This window comes from Streptomyces sp. NPDC007856 (assembly GCF_042868225.1).
In the GTDB taxonomy this organism is placed as follows: domain Bacteria; phylum Actinomycetota; class Actinomycetes; order Streptomycetales; family Streptomycetaceae; genus Streptomyces.
Genome location: NZ_JBIAEC010000106.1, coordinates 1 through 1,582, shown reverse-complemented (window position 1 = coordinate 1,582; position 1,582 = coordinate 1). Strand labels below are relative to the sequence as shown.

The 1,582-nt window shown below is 69.9% G+C and carries 1 protein-coding gene; it reads left to right on the top strand.

Annotated features, from left to right (window positions below; genetic code table 11):
- Positions 1–127: 127 nt before the first annotated feature.
- Positions 128–1,573 carry an NF041680 family putative transposase gene (locus tag ACFYOH_RS44760; protein ID WP_388638115.1) on the top strand — a complete coding sequence of 482 codons (1,446 nt, stop codon included), beginning with the start codon at positions 128–130 and terminating at the stop codon, positions 1,571–1,573.
- Positions 1,574–1,582: the final 9 nt, after the last annotated feature.

Genomic DNA, 1,582 nt, shown 5'->3' with positions numbered 1-1,582 from the left:
AGCTTGGCGTTTAACCTCGCGGGTCACTCGTCCTGCTGACCTGCGGTTCTTCACGGGACAGCGGAGACGGCCGTTCTCCACGCTTCGAGATGTCGAGTAACGAAGCACGAGAGAACGGCCGCTGCCCATGAGTCTGCCTGTCGGTGTGCCCGGAATCGAGGCGTTGGGTCTGTTGTCCCGCTTTCGGGTCGAGTTCTACGAGTGTCTCTACAAGCGGGCGGACGCGCTCTTCGAGCTCACCGATGCGGTGCTGTGCGCGGACGGGCCAGTGAAAACGCTGGTCGAGCTCTCCTTGGCGGTCGAGCACCGGCGCGGGCACGGTGCGCTGTACGCGGCGCTGGACCGTGGCTGGCTGGAGCCGACACGGTTGCGCCGCGCGCTGGCGGGCCTGCCGCTGCCAAAGGCGGCCGACGGGCGGATCGTGCTCGCCGTGGACGTGTCGCACTGGCTGCGACCCGACGCTCCCACCAGCAGCGACCGGCTCTTCTGCCATGTCTACGGACGCGGCGACCGCAGTTCGGACCAGTTGGTGCCCGGCTGGCCCTACTCCTTCGTCGCGGCCCTGGAGACGGGCCGCACCTCCTGGGTCGCTCTCCTGGACGCGGTCCGCCTGGGCCCGGCCGACGACGCGACCACCGTCACGGCCGCCCAACTCCGCGATGTCGTCAGGCGGTTGGTGGGTGCAGGGCACTGGAGACCGGGCGATCCGGACATCCTGATTGTGATGGACTCCGGCTATGACGTCGCTTACCTGACCCACGCTCTCGCCGACCTGCCCGTCGTGCTGGTCGGGCGCCTACGCGCGGACCGGGTCATGCTCCGCGACCCCGGCCCCGCCCGGTCGGGTCCCCGGGGCGGGCGTCCGCGCCGGCATGGTGGCGTCCTCACGTTCAAGAAGCCCGACAGCTGGCACGAGCACGACGTCACGACCGCCACGGACACCGCCCGCTATGGCACGGCCACCGCGACGGCATGGGACCGGATGCACCCCCGGCTCACCCACCGCGGTCCCTGGCTGGACCACGCCAAGGAAGAACTCCCCGTGCTGCACGGCACGTTGATCCGCCTGAAGGTCGAGCGCCTGCCCGGTGACCGTGACCCGAAACCGGTCTGGCTGTGGTGCTCGGCCACCGCCGCCACTGCAGCGGACGTGGACCGCTGGTGGCAGTCCTTCCTCCGCCGCTTCGACCTGGAGCACACCTTCCGGCTGATGAAACAGACCCTGGGCTGGACCGCCCCGAAGGTCAGGAACCCCGACACGGCCGACCTGTGGACCTGGCTGATCATCGCCGTTCACACCCAGCTCCGCCTCGCCCGGCCCCTCGCCGAGGACTTCCGCCGGCCATGGGAACGGCCCGCAGAACCCCGCCGCCTCACCCCCGCCCGGGTCCGCCGGGGGTTTCGCAACGTCCGCGCGACAGCAGCCCGCCCGGCAAGCGCGCCAAAACCGTCCCGGCCAGGCCCCGGACGGCCTCCCGGCTCGAAAAACAAGCAACGGGCCAGGCACCACGACGTCGGCAAGACCGTCAAACGCGCCGAATCAATCAAGGAACACCAAGCCCAGCGAGGTTAAACGCCAAGC